We start from the raw sequence: 19,044 nt of genomic DNA, 5'->3' as shown, positions 1-19,044 counted from the left end.
GATCAATCCTCGGACACGCGCCCATGCCCAGTCGTCTAAAGTTCAGTCACAAAATCCTGTTGGCCGCATCACTCGTCGTGATTGCAACCTTCGCCTTGTTCACTCTGTTCAACGACTATCTGCAGCGCAACGCCATCCAGGCCAAGCTCGAGAGCTACCTGAACGAGATGGGCGACGTGACCGCGCACAACATCCATAACTGGCTCTCCGGCCGTCTGGTGTTGCTGGAAAGCACGGCGCAGACCATCGCTCGCGACAGTTCAGGCCAGGCGGTCGAGGCCCTGGTGCAGCAGCCGGCTCTCAGCTCCACCTTCGCCTTTACCTACCTGGGTCGCAGCGACGGTGAGTTCATCGTACATCCGCGTTTCGAACTTCCGGCAGGCTACGATCCACGCCAGCGTCCCTGGTACAAGGATGCAATCAACGCAGGCAAGACCACGCTGACCGAGCCTTATATGGACGCCGCGACCAACGAGCTGATCATTACTGCGGCGACGCCAGCCAACGCCGGTGCCCAGAGCCTGGGCGTGGTCGGCGGCGACCTCAGCCTGAAGGTGCTCGTCGATATCATCAACGCGCTGAATTTCGACGGCATGGGCTATGCGTTCCTTGTCAGCGGCGACGGCAAGGTGCTGGTCCATCCTGATCGGACCAAGGTCATGAAGACGCTGGCTGAGCTCTATCCGCACGACACTCCGGCATTGACCAGTGGTTTCAGCGAGGCGGAGCTCGACGGTCAGGCGCGCATCCTCAGCTTCAGCCCGGTTCCCGGTCTCCCCTCGGTGACTTGGTACGTAGGTATTTCGGTGGACAAGGAAAAGGCCTATGCGGCGCTATCCGACTTCCGTACGTCAGCCTTCGTTGCCGCCGTGATTGCCGTGGTGTTCATTTTATTGCTGCTGGGCATGCTGATCCGCGTGCTGATGCGCCCGTTGACCGATATGGGACGGGCGATGGCTAACATCGCTGAAGGTGAGGGTGATCTGACCCGCCGCCTGTCCGTGCAGTCGCAGGACGAGTTCGGCGAGCTGGCAATGGCCTTCAACCGCTTCGTTGAACGGATCCACGGCTCGATACGCGAAGTGTCTTCCGCGACTCAACAGGTCAACGAAGTGGCGCAGCGCGTATTGGCGGCTTCCAACTCCTCGATGGTCAACTCCGATGAGCAGGCTAGCCGCACCAACAGCGTCGCAGCCGCGATCAACCAGCTCGGCGCCGCCGCTCAGGAAATCGCCCGCAACGCTGCTGATGCTTCACAACAGGCCAGCGGCGCCAGCCATCAGGCCGAAGACGGGCGCAAGGTGGTCGAGCGCAATATCGAGGCGATGAAGCAGCTGTCGAGCAACATCAGCGCGTCTTGCGAGCAGATCGAAGCGCTCAACAGCCAGACCGTCGGCATCGGCCAGATTCTCGATGTGATCAAGGGTATTTCCGAGCAGACCAACCTGCTGGCGCTCAACGCCGCCATCGAAGCGGCCCGCGCCGGTGAAGCCGGACGTGGCTTCGCGGTGGTGGCCGATGAGGTACGCAGCCTGGCCCATCGGACCCAGACCTCGGCGCAGGAAATTCACGGCATGATCGAGAAGCTGCAGGTCGGCGCACGTGATTCGGTGTCCACCATGACCGAGAGCCAGCGCCAGAGCGAGGCCAGCGTCGACATCGCCAACCAGGCCGGCGAGCGGCTCGGCAGCGTGACCCGGAGCATCGGCGAGATCGACGCGATGAACCAGTCGGTCGCCACTGCCACCGAAGAGCAGACTTCGGTGATCGAGTCGCTGAACATGGATATCACCGAAATCAACACCCTCAATCAGGAAGGCGTGGAGAACCTGCAATCGACCCTGCGCGCCTGTGGCGATCTGGAGCAGCAGGCTGCGCGGCTCAAGCAGCTGGTAGGAAGCTTCCGGATCTAAACGTGTACAGCAGCGTCGCGAGCAAGCCCACGCCTACACGTGCAACGTTGCCGTTCCCGTAGGAGCGAGCTTGCTCGCGAATCGCCTTCCTTACTTGCGATTCAGATCAGTCCCGCTCCGGAACGCGCATCTCCAGTTATCGCGCTCAGGCCTGCTAGTCGCCCGCCTTCGTCGTGGCTGGCACGCCTGTCGAGGTTGCCAGCTCCAGCGCCTGCACCGTGCTGTACTGCGCGTTGGTGCCATGGTTGGCGCCTTCGTTGATACGCAGGTCGACCGGCAGCCCCGGCACGGCTGACAGGCGTTCGGTCAGGTCCCGTGCATTGCCCACCATGCGCCGCTCGGCCATGTGGCGCTGGCGCGGATCGGTCAGCGGATCATCGGCGGCGGGTTCCTCGGCGCTGCCGGCGGTAACCAGCAGGCGCGCCTGCACGGGATGCTGTCCCACTTTCTTCTCGAACGCTGCCAGGCTGCGGCCGATATAACCCTGGTACCACCAGATCGACGGGCTGGCGGCGGCATAGCCGCTGAACGCCTGCGGCCGGTTGAGCAGCGTGTAGAGGGTGAACAGCCCGCCGTAGGAATGGCCGAACAGCGTCTGCCGCGCTGGATCGATCGAATAGCGCTCGGCGATCATCGGTTTGAGTTCGGTTTCGATAAACTCCAGGAAGCGCTCGGCGCCGCCGGAGGGTGGCGGTTCGCGACCGGGCAGGCGCTGACGATCTTCGGCGTCGGGTGTGTAGTCCTCGGCGCGCGCCTTGAAGTCGTAGAGTCCCTCGCCCGGATAGCCGATGCCGACGATCAGCACGGAATTGCGCAGGGTCGGATCGGGGCGGACCTCCAGCGCCTGGGCCTGGATCGCCAGTGAAGGGAACAGTGCGTTGCCGTCGAGCACGTAGAGCACTGGATAGCCGCCGGGTGGCGGTTCGTGCTGCGGCCGCGAGACGAAGATGCGGTAGTCGCGGTCGGTGTGCTGCGAATGCAAAAGACGCTGCTCGGCGTGCGGCAGCGTCACGGCTTGCCAAGGCTGTGCAGCGGACGCCGATGCCGGCATCAGGTGCGCGCCGACGCTGGCGATCAGGGCCAGAGCGAGCCGCTTCACGGCGTCACGCCCTCGGCTGACGGCAGGGCGCCGTCCTGCCAGTCGACCTGCAGCGCCTCCTCGCCGGAGAAGCGCTGGAGATGGTCGGCAATGACGAAGCGCAGGCGTTTTTCGGCTTCGCCGGGCTCGGCCTGGCAGTCGATCAGCAGGCGGTCCGGGGTGGCCAGCATCCGGCAGCTGCCGAAGGTGAAATCGATCTGTGCGTGAGCCTCGTCGAAGCGCACGTCTCCCTTGTGTGCGAAATGTTTGCACAGGCGGGTCATGTTGCGCGCGGCGCGTGGTGTGGGGACTACGGCATGAAACTGGGGCATGGGGGTTCTCCATGGCGAAGCCGCCGGACGCTTATTGGGCGCCGGCGGCTCAGGCGAATTAAAACTCGTAGCGGGCACCGACGACGAAATTGCGTGATGGGCCGTAGAAGTTGAAGGTGCCGACGCTGCCGACCCGCGAATAGTATTTGCGGTCGAGCAGGTTGTTGGCGTCGAAGGTGGCGGTCAGCTTGTCGGTGATCGGGTAGGACAGCTTGGCATCGACCACCGCATAGCCGGGTGCGCTCAATCGCGGGCTGCCGGCGCGTTCGATGTGGAAGTCGCTCATGGCGCTGACGCCAGCACCGATTCCCAGACCGCGCAAGCTGCCGCCGGGCAACGTGTACTTGGTCCAGAGGGACGCCTGATGGCGCGGCATGAGGGTGAACAGCGCATTCTCGTCGCCAGCCAGGTTTTCGCTCTTCATGTAGGTGTAGCCGGCCAGCACTTCCCACTCGGGCGTCAGGTAGCCGCTGATCTCGAATTCGCCGCCGCGGATGCGGGTTTTGCCGCTGCCTTCGTACACGCCGCTGATCGGCACGCCGAAGTCGTCGATGGCGCCGGTGGCACGATTCTCGTCGGTGAGCTGGAAGGCAGTGAGGCGTGCGTTCAGGTCGCCGCCGTAATAGCTGCCCTTGATGCCTGCCTCGTACTGCTCGCCTTCGCGCGGCTCGATGATGCGTCCGCCGGCATCGGTCTCGGTCTGTGGCTTGAACACCTGCGAGTAGCTGGCATACAGCGAATGTTGCGCATCAAGATCGAACACCAGGCCGCCGTAAGGTGTGACATAGCCGCTTTCCTTGGCGTCGTGCTCGGCCGTGCTGTTCTCGCCGGTAAAGCTGCTCACGCGTGCACCGCCGATCAATGCCAGGCGCTCGATGGGGCGGAAGGTCAGCTTGGCGTAGAGCCCGGCTTCGCGTTCGTCGGTCTCGGTCGGCGTGCCGAAAGTGATGTTCGGCTTCGGTTTGTCGCTTGGGTGATAGGTGTCGACGTCGATGACGCCAAGGTTGCCGCGGGCGTCGGCGTATTCGGTTTCGTAGCGTTTGAAATCGGTGCCGACGACGAACTCCGAGACCTGGCCCAGAAGTTCGAACGGCTGGCTGTAGTTGGCGTCGACGGCGAGGGTGTCCTGCTCCAAATCGCGTGCGGTGTAGGAGAGGTTGGTCACGCCCGTGGTGGCGTTGCGTCCGGTGAAGGCATAGAGGTAATTGGTGGCCCGTTTGGAGCCGCGCACCGCGACGCGGCCGTAGCCGCCATTGTCGAAGCGGTGAGTCAGCTCGGCGATGGCGTCGGTGGTGCGGCCATCGAAATCGCCCCAGTCGGCACCGAGATAGGTCGAGCGACTGAAGTCCTGGAGACTGCCGTCGGTGACGGCGGGGTAACCGTTATGCGGCAGGATGTCCTTGGTCTGGTGAATCAGCCCGAGGGACAGCGTGGTGGCATCGGAAAGGTCCATGTCCAGCGCACCATAAAAGCTCTCGCTGGTGTTCTCGTTGTAGTCCACCTCGCCGTTGGTGTCGGCGCGCGATGCGACCACGCGGCCGCGTACCCGGCCTTCTTCGTCCAGCGGGCCGGAGAAATCGGCTTCCTGGTAGTTCTGGTCCCAGCTGCCGTAGCGACCGGTCAAGCTGCCTTGGAACTCGGCGGTCGGGCGCTTGCGCACCATGTTGACGATGCCGCCCATCTCGCTGGTGCTGCTGAACAGCCCGGACGGGCCGCGCATGATCTCGACCCGGTCGAACGGCGACAGCGACGGTAGCGTGCCGTTGATGCTGGCCATGGGCGCCGGCAGGCCGTCGATGTTGAATTCGTCGTACTCGTAGCCGCGGGCATAGATCGAGGAGCGACCGCTGTCGTTGGTCAACGTACGCAGGCCGGCGGTGTACTTGGCCAAATCGTCGAGGTTCACGAACTGACGGTCGCGGATGTAATCGCTGGTGTAGACGGTGATCGACTGCGGAATGTCGCGCAGCTCGGCTGGGGTCTTGGTGCCGACGGTGGCAGCAGGCACCGTATAGCCGCCGCTCTGCTCCGATGACGGCATGTCGTACAGGCGGTTGCCCTCGACGGTAATGCTCTCCAGCTGGACCGGCTCGTCCTGCAGCGCGACGCCTTGGGCCAGAGCGCTAAGCGGAAAGGGCGCGAGCACGCCGATCAGCAACCAGTGCCGGGAATGACGGGTAAGACGGAAGGGGCGGGTAGTTCTGTCCATGCGGCGGCTCCTGTCGCGGGCGGCGGGGCAGGTTGGCGGCTGTCCCGTGGCTTCACTAATGATAATGATTTGCATCAAGATGTAACGGCGCGTAGTCTGCCACCGCGCTGTGGACCGAACCTTTGCGCAACCGAACATTTGCTTTGCGATCTGCCATCGCCAGGGATATGCGCCATGCAGCAGCCTGATCACCTCATCCGCCGCGACGAGTTGCCGCTCACGAGCCAGCCCGGCTTGCGCCTGGCGCGGCCCGACGACGATCGCCTGTTCTATGGCCGGGTGGGCTGGCTGCAATTGCGCGACGGGCTGTCGCTGCATTGGTCCGACTGTGAGGAACTGCAGGACTTCGTCACCGAGAACGTCGTCGGCCCGCGTCTGTCGTTCGTGCTCTTTCTCGACGGTCAGAGCGAGGTGAGCTACGGCGACCTGTCGCTCACCTTTGGCCAGCCGGGCCGGTGTCGCAGCCCTGAGGGGATCGCTCTGGCGATGAACGAGCCGGTGTTGTTCCGCCGCCAGGCCCGGCGTGGCCGGCATATCCGCAAGCTGGTGGTCAGCCTGTCGCCCGAGTGGTTCGAGGCCGCCGGCGGTGAGGCTGGCAGTTCGGTGCATCGCTTCATGCAAAGCCATCTGGCGCCGCGGGTGTGGCAGCCCTCGGCACGTTTGCTGACCCTGGCCGAGCAGATGCTCAATCCACCCGGTTACGATCCGCTGCTGCAACGTTTGTATCTGGAAAGCCGCGCGCTGGACATCGCCTGCGAGGCGCTGGGCAGTCTCGGCGAGCGGGCACCCTGCGCCGGTCTGCGACCGCATGAGCACGTGCGCGTGCAGCGGCTGATCGAACTGCTCGACAGCGGTGCGGCGGATGACTGGACGCTGGAGCGCATCGCGCGGGAAGTCGGGGTCAACGCCAATACCCTGCAACGTCAATTCCGTACGCTGCGCGGCATGACCGTGTTCGAATACCAGCGCGCACGACGGCTGCTGCAGGCGCGCCAGGCATTGGAGCGCGACGGCGTCAGCGTCAACGAGGCCGCCTGGCGCGCGGGTTACAACAGCCCGGCCAACTTCTCCACGGCATTCAAACGACAGTTCGGGCTCAATCCGAGGCAGGTGCGTGCGCGGATTTAACGCAGCTAGGTCGGGTGGGGCGAGCAGCGTTCCGCGTCAGCCCGCCGTGGCAGGGCTCAGTCTGAAACCACCCGCGCAATAGCCGCCGCCAACTGATCGAGCCTTGCGGCATCCAGCCCGGCGATGTTGGCGCGGCCGCTTTCCACCAGATACACCGAGTCCTCGGCGCGCAGGCGCAGCACTTGCGCGGCGGTCAGCCCGGTGTAGGAGAACATCCCGCGCTGCCGGGCGATATGCGCGAAGCGTTCGGCCAGACCGTGCGGCTGCAGCGCTTCCACCAGACCTTGGCGCAGGCCGGCGATGCGTTCGCGCTTGGCGGCGACTTCCTGTTCCCAAAGCTGGCGCAACTCGCTATTGGCCAGAACCGTCGCCACCACGGCGGCGCCATGGGACGGAGGCGTGGACCAGAGGTTGCGCGCCACCGAGGCGAACTGGCTGCGCACGTCGATCAGCGATTCGCCGTCTGCCGTGACCGCGATGAGCGCGCCGGTGCGCTCGCGATACAGGCCGAAATTCTTCGAGCAGGAGCTGGTGATCAGCACCTCTGGCAAGGCTTCGACAAAAAGCCGCACGGCCCAAGCATCCTCGTTCAGCCCATCGCCGAAGCCCTGATAGGCGAAGTCGAACAGCGGCAACAGCTCGCGCTGGCGTACGATTTCCAGCACCTGACGCCAGTCGTCCTGGCTCAGGTCGTAGCCGGTGGGGTTGTGGCAGCACGCGTGCAGCAGTACCACGTCGCCGCTGGGAATCCGCTCCAGTGCGGCGAGCATGGCTGGCACGTCGAGCTGGTTCTGCGCGTTGACGTAGGGGTAGTGCTCGACCTTCAGCCGTGCGGCGGCAAACAGGGTTTCGTGGATCGGCCAGGTCGGATCGCTGAGCCAGAGGCTGCGGCCCGGCAGGCATTTGGCGATGAAGTCGCCCACCAGCCGCAGCGCGCCGGTGCCGCCGGGCGTCTGGGTGCAGCCGGCGCGGTTCGCGACCAGCGCTGGCGACTCTTCGCCCAGGACCAGTCGCAGCATCTGTTCACCGAACAGCGGATCGCCATGGCCACCGATGTAGCTCTTGGTCTGCTCGCTCTCGATCAGCCGTTGCTCGGCCAGCTTCACCGCCTTGGGAATCGGCGTCAGGCCCAGAGCGTCTTTATAGACGCCAACGCCCAGGTCGAGCTTGGCCGGATTCGGGTCAGCGCGATAGGCATCGAGCAGCCCTAGGATCGGGTCGCCGGGGACCCGCGCCACGTCGCTGAAATGTTTCACTTGCGGCCCTCGGCGGTTTTCGCGACCTCGTCGGTGCGCGCGGCCATGATGAAGTCGTTGCGGTGCAGGCCTTTGATCGAATGGCTCCACCAAGTGACGGTGACCTTGCCCCATTCGGTCAGCAGGCCGGGATGATGGCCCTCCGCCTCGGCGATCTCGCCGACGGCATTGGTGAAGGCCAGGGCGTGCTTGAAATTCTTGAAAGTGAAGACCTTCTCCAGCTCCATGTGGCCGTCGCGGGTTTCGATGTTCCAGTCGGGGATCTGCTTGATCAGTTCGGCCAGTTCGTCGTCGGAAACCTTGGGTGCATCGGCGCGGCAGGCTTCGCAGTGGGCTTGGGTGAGGTTGGTCATGGGTTGGTCCTTGTGGTGATGGGCATAAGAATTAAGCAGCGTAGGGTGGACAACGCCGGAGGCTTGTCCACGCGTCGGATTCGGTCCGCCGCGTTGTGGAGGTCTCTTTGTAGATGAGACCTCGGAGTCACCCCCCGGACGAATTGGTGGATGAAACAAACGCGTGGAAAATGCTTCGCAGTTTTCCACCCTACGCCGCTTTCGGCGGGAACTTCGGTTGGTGCAGGCCCAGCTGCATGGCGGTGCGCACGTGGCCCATGATGTCCTCATGCGCGACCTCGAACAGCCGTTTCAGCTCCGGCAGAACGAAATACACCGGTTGCAGAATGTCGATGCGATAGGGCGTGCGCATGGCTTCGACCACATCGAACGTTTGATGCTCGGGTTCGTCGGAAAGGCTGTAGAGCGTCTCCTTCGGCGATGAAAGGATGCCGCCGCCATAAATGCGCCGCCCGGCCGGCGTCTCCACCAGGCCGAACTCGATGGTCATCCAGTAGAGCCGCGCGAGATAGACGCGTTCTTCCTTGCTGGCTTTTAGGCCGAGCTGGCCGTAGGTGTGGGTGAATTCGGCAAACCAGGGATTGGTCAGCAGCGGGCAGTGGCCGAATATCTCATGGAAGATGTCGGGCTCCTGCAAATAGTCGAGTTCTTCCGGGGTGCGGATGAAGGTCGCGACGGGGAAGCGTTTGCTGGCCAGCAACTCGAAAAACGTCTGGAACGGAATCAGCGCCGGCACCCGTGCCACCTGCCAGCCAGTGGTCGCCTGCAAGACGCGGTTGATCTCGTCCAGCTGCGGAATGCGGTCGTGGGGCAGGGCGAGTTGTTCGATGCCGTCTAGGTATTCCTGACAGGCGCGCCCGCCGAGGAGCTTCAGCTGGCGTTCGATCAGGGTCTGCCAGACGGCGTGTTCGGCGTCGGGGTAATGAATATGGCCGTGCGCGTCCGGTTCGCGGGCGACGTACTTCGTAGTTTTCATCTGACCTCCTGAGCGGGATGGCCGCCTGAGTCTTTTTTGTTTGGATGCCTCATCTGATAGCGGCAGCGCAGCGTATGGAAGTACGTCGGTAGATGCTTTTGACGGGATGGTTCAGCTGATTCGTAAAGTAATACTTACGAATCGTCGCACAAACGAATTTATCGCCTTGTCGAACAGCCGTGCTGTCAAATAATCTTGACGACAAACAAAAGCGAGCAGCAGAAAGTTGCGGCCGAAACGAAAAGGGACAAGTTCACGTGCGCATCAGAATTCTTTGCCAGAACCGAGTCGGCATCCTTCGCGACATGCTCGAATTGCTGGTCGATTACGGCATCAACGTCGCGCGTGGCGAGGTGGGCGGCGAGCATGGCAACGCGGTCTACCTGCATTGCCCCAATCTGATGAACCTCCAGCTGCAAGCGCTGCGACCGAAGATTGAGGCGCTGCAGGGCGTGTTCGAGGTGCGCAAGGTCGGCCTGATGCCCAGCGAGCGGCATTCGCTGGAGCTCAATGCCCTGCTCGGTGCACTGGAGTTTCCGGTGCTGTCGATCGACATGGCGGGCGCCATCGTGGCCGCTAATCGCGCCGCGGCGCAGCTGCTCGGTGTGCGGGTGGACGAAGTGCCGGGCATGAGCCTGTCGCGCTATGCCGAGGATTTTGATCTGCCGGAGCTGGTGCGGGCGAACAAGGCGCGCATCAATGGTTTGCGTGTGACCATCAAGGGCGACGTGTTTCTCGCCGACATCGCGCCGTTGCAATCGGAGCATGACGACAGCGAAGCCTTGGCCGGTGCGGTGCTGACCCTGCATCGCGCCGACCGGGTTGGCGAGCGTATCTACAACGTGCGCAAGCAGGAGCTGCGCGGCTTCGACAGCATTTTCCAGAGTTCGAAGGTGATGGCTGCGGTAGTCCGCGAGGCCAGGCGCATGGCACCGCTGGATGCGCCTTTGCTGATCGAAGGCGAGACCGGTACCGGCAAGGAACTGCTAGCGCGTGCCTGCCATCTGTCCAGCCCGCGCGGGCAGTCACCGTTCATGGCGCTCAATTGCGCAGGGTTGCCCGAATCTATGGCCGAGACCGAACTGTTCGGCTACGGACCCGGCGCCTTCGAAGGCGCACGTCCGGAAGGCAAGCTCGGGCTGCTGGAGCTGACCTCCGGTGGCACGCTGTTCCTCGATGGCGTCGGTGAGATGAGTACGCGGCTTCAGGCCAAGCTGGTGCGCTTTCTACAGGACGGCTGTTTCCGGCGAGTGGGCAGCGACGAGGAGGTGTATCTGGATGTGCGAGTGATCTGCGCGACGCAGCTGGATTTGTCGGAGCTCTGCGCCAAAGGCGAGTTTCGCCAGGACCTGTATCACCGGCTCAACGTGCTGTCGCTGCACATCCCGCCGCTGCGCGAATGCCTGGATGGACTGGAACCGCTGGCGCTGCACTTTCTCGATCAGGCCAGCCGGCAGATCGGTTGCGCATTGCCGAGTTTGTCGCCGCAAGCGCTGGAGCGGCTGGCTGGCTATCACTGGCCGGGCAATGTGCGGCAATTGGAGAACACGCTGTTTCAAGCGGTTTCGCTCTGCGAGGGTGGGGTGATCAAGCCCGAGCACATCCGCCTGCCGGATTACGGCGCGCCGCAACCGCTGGGTGACTTTTCTCTGGAGGGTGATCTGTCTGCCATCGTTGGCCGCTTCGAGAAAACCGTGCTGGAGAGCCTGTACGCGCAGCATCCCAGCAGCCGGCTGTTGGGCAAGCGCCTGGGTGTATCTCATACCACCATCGCTAACAAATTGCGTGAGTATGGGATTGGCAAAGAGGGCTGAGTCGGGCTTCGCTTCCAGACGCGATTTCCTGGTTGCAAACCTGTTGAGTAAGCTCGCTCTCTTGTAGGAGCCAGCTTGCTGGCGAATCGGCGGGATGGCGCTGCACTCTGTTGCGGTGACGCTCCTGTTCGCGAGCAAGCTCGCTCCTACGAAAAGCGAACGTCAACACATAGACGTGGCCGTGGACACGGTCTTCGGTTTCGCTGTATGGGATGTCCGACGGGTCCGCGCAGGCGCCGGAACACTCGGTATCTCGTTTACACAAAGGTGGCTGGGCGCAGCGCAACTGTAGGAGCCAGCTTGCTGGCGAATCGGCGGGATGGCGCTGCACTCTGTTGCGGTGACGCTCCTGTTCGCGAGCAAGCTCGCTCCTACGAAAAGCGAACGTCAACACATACCTGGCTCAACGCACCGCCTGAGTCACCGCATCGATCAACGCCTGCAGGTCGATCGGCTTGCGCAGGTGCTGGGTAAAGCCAGCGGCCTTGGCTTTCTCCACGTCGCGCAGGGTGCCGTAACCGGTCAGGGCGATGCTTGGGGTGGTGGCGTTGGTCTCGCCGTGGCGTATCTCGTTCATCATCTTGTGGCCGTCGATGCCCGGCATGCCGACATCGGAGATGATCATGTCGAAGCGCGTGACTTCGGCCAGTTCGATGCCCTGGGCACCGCCGTCTGCGGTAGTAACGTCCGCGCCTTCGCTTTCCAGCAATTCGCACATGGTGTCGAGAATGTCCGGCGAGTCGTCGACCAGCAGAATCCTGATGCCCACCAGCGCGCCGACCGCGCCGGCACCGGACAGTTCGCCGAGGGCTATTTCGGTCTGCAGATGCACCGGCAGCCAGACGCTAAAGCGCGCACCGCGGCCGATGCCTTCCGAGAAGGCTTCGATGCGTCCATTGTGGGCTTCGACCAGCTGCTTGACCAATGCCAGTCCGATCCCCAATCCATGCTTGGAGCGCTGCGCGTGTTGCATCTCGGCCTGGCCGAACATGTCGAACACCTTGGGCAGAAACTCTTCGGAGATTCCCATGCCGGTGTCGATCACATCCAGGCGCGCCAGATCACCATCGCGCTCAAGCTGCAGGCTGATGCAATCGCCACCCTTGGTGAACTTCCAGGCATTGTTCAACAAGTTCCAGATGATCTGCTCGAGACGCGTTGGGTCGGCATGGATATACAGCGCTTCCTCGGGCTGGACGCTGTCGAACGTCACACCCTCACCCTCCACAAGCGGCAGGAATACCGATTCGATGCCTCGAAGCAAATCCTGATAGTGCAGCGTGATGAAGTGCAGCTTGAGCTTGCCGGTGCGAATACGCGAGACGTCCATCAGATCATCAATTATCCGCGACTGGCTGCGCACCGCGCTTTGTATGGACTGCGTGGCCTTGGACAGGCTGGTGGCGTTCTTGACGACCTGCGAACGGGCAATGAGATCGGTGTTGAGCTGGATCAGATTGAGCGGATGCTTCAGCTCGTGGGAAAGCACGGCGAAGAATTCATCCTTCTGCAGGCTCGCGGCCTGGATGCTTTCCAGCTCGCTGGCACGCAGGCTATTGATCCGCTGTTGTTCGGTGAGGTCGCGGCCAATCTTGGCGAAGCCCATTACGTCGCCAGCACTGTCAACCAGCGGATTGACCAGCCCGCTACAGAAGAACTGCGAGCCATCCTTGCGCAGGTGCCAGCGCTCGTCGGCAGCCTGGCCCTGCTCCAGCGCGCGCTTGCGCTCGCCCTCAGGTACGCCTACTTCACGGTCCGCTGCGGTGTATATGAGGTCGATGCACTGGCCGATCACTTCCTGTTCGCTGTAGCCAAAGATGGATTCGGCGCCAGGGTTCCAGGCGGTGATCTTGCCTTGCAGGTCCATGGTCATGATGGCGTAGCCGCGCATGCTCTGTGCCAGCAGCTTCATATGGGCTTCGCCAGCGCGCACGCGCTCTTCGGCGTTGCGCCGGGCGGTGATGTCGATGAAGGTCAGCACTGCGCCCTGAATGCGGTCGTCGGTGGTGCGGTAGGGCAGAAAGCGCGCCATATACCACTTGCCGTCCAGGCTCCGGACTTCGCGCTCGACCAGCTGCAGCTCGCCGAAGGCTTCGGAGGCGTCGCTGTACAGGGTTGGGTAATCGAGACGGTGTGTGATGTCCAGCAAAGAGCGTCCGGCATCGCTGCCGATCACGTTGAAGATGTCCTGCGCGCGCGGGGTGAACCACTTGATGCGCATGTGACGGTCCACGAACAGCGTGGCGATGTCGGTGGACGAGATCAGATTCTGCAGGTCGTCATTGACCTTGCTGGTTTCGTCGACCTTGCTCTTGAGCTCGGCGTTGACAGTGATCAGCTCTTCATTGATCGATTGCAGCTCTTCCTTGCTGGTTTCCAGATCCTCGGTGGCCGACCGCAGCTCTTCGTTGATGGCTTGCAGCTCCTCGTTGGAGGCGCGCAGCTCCTCAGTGGAGGCTTCCGAATGCTCGATGGTCAGCTGCAGCTGCTCCTTGGTCTGTTGCAGCTCGACTTGAAGCTGCGCCAGTTCGTTATCCTTGGCGTTCCCCTGGCATGTTGCGGGGTTTTTGTCTGAGAGATCTTCGATTTCATCGAAGAGCACCAGCAGATAATCGGCGCCCGCCTCGTCGTCGCGGAACGGGCGTACCTCCATATCGATATAAAAGCGACGACCCTCGCGTTCCAGGCTGATGCGCCTGGTTTCGATGCTCTTGCCGGTCTGAGCGGCCTGATACAGCGCGCTACGCAGCGCCAGGCGCAGCTCGGGCTGCACCAGGGTGGTCAGATTGAGCGAAGGCTCGCCACTGACATAGCGCAGGAAACGGCCGGCACGTTCGGACAGGTAGACGATCTCCGACTGGTGATCGACGATCACGCTGGGCGGCGCGCATTGCTCCAGCGCGCGCTGATGAGCGTAGGCGAAGGAGAGTTTGCTGCGGCGGGTCATGGCCGTGCCGGAAACGGAAGTGGGCGAGGCGGTGGAAAAGTTCTGTAATGAGGACATCGGCGCGCGTCGCTGGTTGCCGATATCCCGGGCTCGGTAAATACGGTTTTTCTTGTCCACTGGCGCGAACAGATGGGAACAGATATCTGCCGTTTCGGAGTTGCCAAGAAACAGATAGCCGCCGGGGTTGAGGGCGAAGTGGAACATGCGCAGCACTTCGCTCTGGATGTCGCGGTCGAGATAGATCAGCAGATTACGGCAGGAAATCAGGTCCAGCCGTGAGAAGGGCGGGTCGCGCAAGATATTGTGGCGGGCAAACAGGATGCGTTCGCGAAGTTCCTTGCGCAGGCGATAGCGGTTCTGTTCCTTGGTGAAATATTGCTGCAGCCGGGTCGGCGCCACGTCGGTGACGATCGCCTCGGGGTAAACGCTGGCACGGCCGGTTTCCAGCGCCTGCTCGTCGATGTCGGTGGCGAAGACCTGCACCTCGGTGCGCAGGCCGTTGCGTTCTACGTAGTCGGTGAACAGCATGCCCAACGAGTAGGCTTCCTCACCGGTCGAACAGGCGGCGGACCAGATGCGCAGTGCATCGCTCTCGCCGAGCAGAGCCTTTTCTTCGAACAGCCGGGGGATGATGTCGCGTTCCAGGGCTTCGAATGCCTCATGGTCGCGAAAGAAGTTGGTAACGCCGATCAGCATGTCGGCCAACAGCGCCGGGGTTTCCTCCGGCCGGTCGTTCAGCAACTGGGCGTAGCCGGCCATGTCCCGCACAGCATTGACCTGCATGCGCCGCTCGATTCGTCGCAGCACGGTGGCTTGCTTGTAGTGGCGGAAGTCATGGCCCGTGCGGCTGCGCAGCAGGCCAAGAATGTCACGCAGGGCCGATTCGTTGGCTCGTGTCGGCGTGCGCGATGACGCCTGTTCGGACGCCGCCGGCGACTCGATTGGCGGTTCCATCGTCTGCATGTTGCGGCTCAGATCCATCAGCCGCTGGGGCATCTCCAGCACCGGTAGCACGATGTCGACCATGCCGGTTTCGATAGCGCTGCGCGGCATGGAGTCGTATTCGGCATCGTCGGGAGACTGCGCCATGGTTACGCCGCCCTGTTCCTTGATGCGGGACAGGCCGACCGAACCGTCCGCGCCAGCGCCGGACAATACGATGCCGATGGCGCGGGTGTGATGGACGTCGGCCAGAGCACGAAAGAACAGGTCGATGGCGACCTGCACGCCGCGTTCGCGAGTGGGCTTGGTCAGCCGCAGGTAGCCGTCATTCATAGACAGGTCGAGGGCCGGCGGGATCACATAGATCCGGTTGCGCTCGATGGGCACCGGCTGCGTCACTTGAATCACCGGCACGCGTGTCTTGTTTTGCAAGATGCTGTCGGCGTTGCTTTCATGCGTCGGCGAGAGATGCATGATCACCACGAACGCCATGCCGCTGTCGCTGGGCATATGCTCGAACAAGCTCATGAGCGCCTTGAGGCCACCGGCTGAGGCACCGATACCGACCACGGGAAAATCTAGGGTGCTGCGAACCACGCTCAGGTTCTTCGGGGTCGATGGCTCATTGGGGTTACTCATCGGTTCCTCGGCTAGATCGATCCATTGATGGCAGGGGGTCTTCCTGTGATAGGGACAGCTTCGTGGCGAGATGAGTCCTTTGACGCCGACGAACCGCCAGCGGGGATGATATAGCTTCGCCAGCGCGATTTCTTCCAAGGAAACCAGATGGCCGCGATAAAGCGCGGATGGGTTTGCCGCTTGGCTGGTAGTGAGGCTGCGCGCGCCGTGTGTTTCAACATTCAATGATGTTGACGGCCAGCCCGCCGCGCGCGGTTTCCTTGTACTTGCTCTTCATGTCGGCGCCCGTCTGGCGCATGGTGCGGATGACCTTGTCCAGCGAGATGAAATGGCTGCCGTCGCCGCGCAGGGCCATGCGGGCGGCGTTGATGGCCTTGACCGATCCCATGGCGTTGCGTTCGATGCAGGGCACCTGGACCAGGCCGCCAACCGGGTCGCAAGTCAGGCCGAGGTTGTGTTCCATGCCGATTTCGGCAGCGTTCTCCACCTGCTGTGGCGTGCCGCCGAGCACTTCGCACAGCGCGCCGGCGCCCATTGAGCAGGCGACGCCCACTTCACCCTGGCAACCCACTTCGGCGCCGGAGATCGAGGCGTTCTCCTTGTAGAGAATGCCGATGGCCGCCGCCGTGAGCAGAAAACGCACCACGCCGTCTTCATTGGCGCCAGGCACGAAGCGCACGTAATAGTGCAGCAACGCCGGGATGATTCCGGCGGCGCCATTGGTCGGTGCGGTCACCACCCGGCCGCCCGCGGCGTTTTCCTCGTTGACGGCCAGGGCGTAGAGATCGACCCAGTCGAGCACGTTGAGGCTGTCGCACAGGTTCGCTTCGGGGTTTTCGCTGAGCTGGCGATACAGGCGGGCGGCGCGGCGCTCCACCTTGAGCCCGCCGGGGAGGATGCCTTCGGTCTGGCAACCGGCGCTTACGCAGTCCTGCATGACCTGCCAGATCTGCAATAGCCGCGCACGGGTTTCCGCTTCCGGGCGCCAGGCCGCTTCGTTGGCTAGCATCAACTGGCTGATCGACAGGCCGTGCTGGTCGCACAGCGCCAGCAACTCGCGGGCGGTACGGAAGGGGTAGGGCAAAGTCGTGCGGTCTTCGACGATGCGGTCGGTGCCGGCCGCCTCTTCGTCAACGACGAAACCGCCGCCCACCGAGTAATACTCGCGACTGCGGATTTGCAACCCGGCGGCGTCGAAGGCGCGAAACACCATACCGTTGGGGTGAAAGTCCAACGGCTTGCGGATCATCGCCACGTGTTCTTTCTCGACGAAGCGGATCGGCTTTTCACCCAGCAGGCGCAGGGTGCCATTTTCGCGAATTGCCGCCAGACGTTCCGGGATGAGGGTGGTGTCGACCTTTTCCGGCTGTTCGCCTTCGAGGCCTAGGATCACTGCTTTATCGCTGCCGTGGCCTTTGCCGGTTGCGCCGAGCGAGCCGTACAGCTCGACCCGCACGCGTTCGGTTGCGTCCAGCAGGCCGTCCTGCTTCAGGCCCGCGGCGAACCGTGCCGCCGCGCTCATGGGGCCGACGGTATGTGAGCTGGAGGGACCGATGCCGATCTTGAACAGATCGAAGGTGCTGAGGGACATGGACGACGCTCGCTGAAGATAAATGGCAGCCCCAGCGACTGGGGCCTGCCATTAGCTTAGACAGCCGATCAGCGAGGAACGCTGGCGAGTGTTTCTTGGGCTTTGCGTTCGGCAAAGTAGGTGTTGGTCAGCTTGACCACCACGGGGCTCAGCAGCAGCAGCGAAATCAGGTTCGGGATCGCCATCAGGCCGTTGAGGGTGTCGGCGACCAGCCAGGCGAAGTCCAACTGGGCCACCGCGCCGAAGGGCACGGCCAGCACCCAGACCACCCGGAACGGCCAGACGGCCTTGGTGCCCACCAGGAACTCCCAGCATTTCTCGCCGAAGTAGCTCCAGCCGAGAATGGTGGTAAAGGCAAAGACCACCAACGCAATGGTCAGGATGGCGCCGCCGAAGCCGGGCATCGCTGATTCGAAGGCCGCCGCCGACAATGCCGCGCCGCTCTCGCCGCTGGTCCAGACGCCGGAGCAGATGATCGCCAGGCCGGTCATCGAGCAGATGATGATGGTGTCGATGAACGTGCCGAGCATGCCGATCAGGCCGGAACGAACCGGGCATTTGCTGGTGCCTGCGGCCTGGGCGATACCGGCAGTGCCGAGGCCTGCTTCGTTGGAGAAAATGCCGCGTGCCACGCCGAAGCGAATCGCCGCGATCACCGCCGCGCCGGCAAAGCCACCGGTTGCTGCGACCGGGTTGAAGGCGGATTCGAAGATCAGCGCGAACGCACCGGGGATGGCTTCGAAGTTGACCGCCAGCACCACCAGGGCAGCGATGATATAGGCCACGCACATGAATGGCACCAGCGACGCGGCGACCTTGCCGATGCGCTTGATGCCGCCGAGGATCACCATGCCGACGATGGCCATCGAGACCACGCCAGTGATCCACATCGGTACGCCGAAGGTCGTCTCCATGGCATGGGCCATGCTGTTGACCTGCACCATGTTGCCAATGCCGAAACCGGCCAGGCCGCCGAAGATGGCGAAAGCACCGCCGAGCCACAGCCACTTCTTGCCCAGGCCGTTCTTGATCGCATACATCGGGCCGCCGACGTGCTCGCCGCGGTCGTCCTTCTCGCGGTAATGCACGGCCAGTACAACCTCGCAGTACTTGGTCGCCATGCCCACCAGCGCGGTGCACCACATCCAGAACAGCGCGCCCGGCCCGCCGAGGAAGATGGCGGTCGCCACACCAGCGATGTTGCCGGTACCGACGGTGGCCGCTAGGCAGGTCATCAGTGCCTGGAACGGGCTGATTTCACCTTCGGCGCCGGGCTCGTTCTTGCGCCCCTGCCACATCAGCCGGAAGCCGCGTGGAATGGTGCGCCAAGGCATGAACTTGAGGCTGATCATCAGGAACAGCCCGGTGCCTAAGACCAGCACCAGAGTCGGCGGACCCCATACCAGCGCGTTGATTTTATTGACCAGATCATTGAGGAATTGCATGTCGACTCCGTTTGTTCTTGTGGTTTACGGCGTGTCGGGGGGTGCGGCGAGGCACTTGTCCGGATTTTTCTGACTGGCCTGAGCTATTTCTTTAGCGAAACGACCGGGCCATTCGGACTCCGTGGGTGACAACGACGCAAGCGGGATGCCAGCTTTTATGGAATTCGTTGTAAATCAGCAGGTTAAAAATAAGTCGAAACAGAGAGTTGATGCTCTTTGTATTAAATTCGATACAGCTGTATCGCGTAGCGCGAGATAGGTTGAGAAAGCCGCCTGTATTGGTTTGGGTACGGCGTATCGATATGAATACAAACTGGCGATGATCGTTGAGGCGAATATGCACAGACTGAGCGAAAGCGCTGTTTCCAAAGGTTACGTTAACGGCAGCTCAGTCTGATGTCTGGGCTCGAAAGGCTAGCGC

General features: G+C 62.7%; 12 protein-coding genes. 3 read left to right on the top strand and 9 right to left on the bottom strand.

Going from position 1 to position 19,044, the window contains the following annotated elements; all coding sequences use genetic code 11:
• Positions 1–23: 23 nt before the first annotated feature.
• Positions 24–1,913, top strand: coding sequence for a methyl-accepting chemotaxis protein (locus NA645_RS13355; RefSeq protein WP_256049253.1), 1,890 nt, complete (start codon positions 24–26; stop codon positions 1,911–1,913).
• A 154-nt stretch (positions 1,914–2,067) separates the two neighbouring features.
• On the opposite strand, the gene NA645_RS13350 is transcribed toward NA645_RS13355, so the two are convergent.
• The 3 genes from NA645_RS13350 to NA645_RS13340 are packed head-to-tail and all read right to left on the bottom strand — an operon-like array spanning position 2,068 to position 5,532.
• Positions 2,068–3,012 (bottom strand): alpha/beta hydrolase, encoded by a 945-nt coding sequence (locus NA645_RS13350; protein WP_256049252.1) that lies wholly within the window; start codon positions 3,010–3,012, stop codon positions 2,068–2,070.
• Positions 3,009–3,323 carry a DUF2218 domain-containing protein gene (locus tag NA645_RS13345; RefSeq protein ID WP_256049251.1) on the bottom strand — a complete coding sequence of 105 codons (315 nt, stop codon included), beginning with the start codon at positions 3,321–3,323 and terminating at the stop codon, positions 3,009–3,011. The genes NA645_RS13350 and NA645_RS13345 overlap by 4 nt, the downstream gene beginning before the upstream one ends.
• Positions 3,324–3,381: 58 nt before the next feature.
• Positions 3,382–5,532, bottom strand: coding sequence for a TonB-dependent siderophore receptor (locus NA645_RS13340; RefSeq protein ID WP_256049250.1), 2,151 nt, complete (start codon positions 5,530–5,532; stop codon positions 3,382–3,384).
• Between the two features lie 174 nt (positions 5,533–5,706).
• On the opposite strand from NA645_RS13340, the gene NA645_RS13335 reads away from it, so the two are divergent.
• Complete coding sequence (locus NA645_RS13335; protein WP_256049249.1) at positions 5,707–6,660, top strand: helix-turn-helix transcriptional regulator; 954 nt, start codon at positions 5,707–5,709, stop codon at positions 6,658–6,660.
• Between the two features lie 56 nt (positions 6,661–6,716).
• On the opposite strand, the gene NA645_RS13330 is transcribed toward NA645_RS13335, so the two are convergent.
• The 3 genes from NA645_RS13330 to phhA all read right to left on the bottom strand — a co-directional run bounded on the left by NA645_RS13330 (position 6,717) and on the right by phhA (position 9,245).
• The gene (locus NA645_RS13330; protein WP_256049248.1) at positions 6,717–7,916 is read right to left on the bottom strand and encodes an amino acid aminotransferase; all 1,200 of its coding nucleotides are present in this window, start codon (positions 7,914–7,916) and stop codon (positions 6,717–6,719) included.
• A complete protein-coding gene (locus NA645_RS13325; RefSeq protein ID WP_256049247.1) occupies positions 7,913–8,269 on the bottom strand; it encodes a 4a-hydroxytetrahydrobiopterin dehydratase in 357 nt (118 codons plus the stop codon). The genes NA645_RS13330 and NA645_RS13325 overlap by 4 nt, the downstream gene beginning before the upstream one ends.
• A gap of 190 nt (positions 8,270–8,459) precedes the next feature.
• The gene (gene phhA, locus NA645_RS13320) at positions 8,460–9,245 is read right to left on the bottom strand and encodes a phenylalanine 4-monooxygenase (protein WP_256049246.1); all 786 of its coding nucleotides are present in this window, start codon (positions 9,243–9,245) and stop codon (positions 8,460–8,462) included.
• Positions 9,246–9,502: 257 nt separating this feature from the next.
• On the opposite strand from phhA, the gene NA645_RS13315 reads away from it, so the two are divergent.
• Positions 9,503–11,059 carry a sigma-54-dependent transcriptional regulator gene (locus NA645_RS13315; RefSeq protein WP_256049245.1) on the top strand — a complete coding sequence of 519 codons (1,557 nt, stop codon included), beginning with the start codon at positions 9,503–9,505 and terminating at the stop codon, positions 11,057–11,059.
• Between the two features lie 403 nt (positions 11,060–11,462).
• Here the strand turns inward: NA645_RS13315 and NA645_RS13310 are convergent, their stop codons facing one another.
• The 3 genes from NA645_RS13310 to NA645_RS13300 all read right to left on the bottom strand — a co-directional run bounded on the left by NA645_RS13310 (position 11,463) and on the right by NA645_RS13300 (position 18,623).
• Entirely contained in the window at positions 11,463–15,587 is a 4,125-nt protein-coding gene (locus NA645_RS13310; RefSeq protein ID WP_256049244.1) for a CheR family methyltransferase, read from the bottom strand.
• 214 nt (positions 15,588–15,801) lie between these two features.
• Positions 15,802–17,178: an L-serine ammonia-lyase gene (locus NA645_RS13305; protein ID WP_256049243.1), complete on the bottom strand. Its 1,377-nt coding sequence runs from the start codon at positions 17,176–17,178 to the stop codon at positions 15,802–15,804.
• Between the two features lie 68 nt (positions 17,179–17,246).
• Entirely contained in the window at positions 17,247–18,623 is a 1,377-nt protein-coding gene (locus NA645_RS13300; protein WP_256049242.1) for an alanine/glycine:cation symporter family protein, read from the bottom strand.
• Positions 18,624–19,044: the final 421 nt, after the last annotated feature.

Origin of the sequence: Stutzerimonas stutzeri, from assembly GCF_024448955.1 — a bacterium.
GTDB classification, from domain to species: Bacteria; Pseudomonadota; Gammaproteobacteria; order Pseudomonadales; family Pseudomonadaceae; genus Stutzerimonas; species Stutzerimonas stutzeri_AQ.
The sequence above is the reverse complement of the archived record's forward strand: the minus strand, read 5'-3'. Positions and strand labels throughout refer to the sequence as shown.

What these genes read in the sequence shown, in the direction of transcription:
- phhA (WP_256049246.1), bottom strand. Translation starts at nt 9,245, where the DNA reads ATGAAAACTACGAAGTACGTCGCCCGCGAACCGGACGCGCACGGCCAT.
- NA645_RS13310 (WP_256049244.1), bottom strand. Translation starts at nt 15,587, where the DNA reads ATGAGTAACCCCAATGAGCCATCGACCCCGAAGAACCTGAGCGTGGTT.
- NA645_RS13335 (WP_256049249.1), top strand. Translation starts at nt 5,707, where the DNA reads ATGCAGCAGCCTGATCACCTCATCCGCCGCGACGAGTTGCCGCTCACG.
- NA645_RS13300 (WP_256049242.1), bottom strand. Translation starts at nt 18,623, where the DNA reads ATGCAATTCCTCAATGATCTGGTCAATAAAATCAACGCGCTGGTATGG.
- NA645_RS13340 (WP_256049250.1), bottom strand. Translation starts at nt 5,532, where the DNA reads ATGGACAGAACTACCCGCCCCTTCCGTCTTACCCGTCATTCCCGGCAC.
- NA645_RS13345 (WP_256049251.1), bottom strand. Translation starts at nt 3,323, where the DNA reads ATGCCCCAGTTTCATGCCGTAGTCCCCACACCACGCGCCGCGCGCAAC.
- NA645_RS13305 (WP_256049243.1), bottom strand. Translation starts at nt 17,178, where the DNA reads ATGTCCCTCAGCACCTTCGATCTGTTCAAGATCGGCATCGGTCCCTCC.
- NA645_RS13325 (WP_256049247.1), bottom strand. Translation starts at nt 8,269, where the DNA reads ATGACCAACCTCACCCAAGCCCACTGCGAAGCCTGCCGCGCCGATGCA.
- NA645_RS13355 (WP_256049253.1), top strand. Translation starts at nt 24, where the DNA reads ATGCCCAGTCGTCTAAAGTTCAGTCACAAAATCCTGTTGGCCGCATCA.